This window comes from Neisseria sp. 83E34 (assembly GCF_001308015.1).
GTDB lineage: Bacteria > Pseudomonadota > Gammaproteobacteria > Burkholderiales > Neisseriaceae > Neisseria.
In genome coordinates, this window is the sequence record NZ_LGYH01000037.1 from 1 (window position 1) to 638 (window position 638).

Annotated in this window: 1 pseudogene; it reads left to right on the forward strand. The window is 40.4% G+C overall.

The window, feature by feature from the left end:
- Positions 1-232, forward strand: a pseudogene (locus AKG09_RS12105) (hypothetical protein); the annotation flags it as partial.
- Between the last annotated feature and the right edge of the window lie 406 nt (positions 233-638).

Below are 638 nucleotides of genomic sequence, written 5' to 3' on the forward strand. Positions count from 1 at the left end.
CGGCAGCAACGCACCAACAGGCTTTGCCGCTCTGGCCGAATTCGACAGCAACGGCGATGGTGTGGTGGATGCCAAAGACGAAAACTTCGCCAAACTGCGCGTATGGCGCGATTTGAACCAAGACGGCACCAGCCAAAAAGACGAACTGTTTGCTTTGCAGGATGTGAATGTACAGTCCTTAAATGTGGCGCATCAAATTGGAAAAATTCAGCTGTGTGCAGTAAGGGCTTAGCTCTTCAAGGCCGTCTGATTTACGGCTGCCTGAATTTTTGCGGTACAGTCAAATTCAAACGATTCTATCCCCCATCTGCTCTCTCGGCCGCTTCTCAGCCTCTCCACCACCACTTCTCCATCCCCAAAACTACCTTTGCTTCCCAAAGAATGCCTGTCTGAAAGCTTTAGCTTCGCAGAAACTCGCGCAGCTTGTTTTCAGACAAGCATTTTTATTCATTTTTATTTAGGATGCTTTGATTTGGGATATAAAATTCTCTTTGCATAAATTAATTTATTTTAAATAAAATAACCAAGGTTATTGAAACTTTTAAAATATTTGAAATAGATTTAATTTGGTGTTATTTTGATTTTTGATTGATGATAGAAAATCTATGATTAGTCTAGTAATTTTTAATATATTCTTG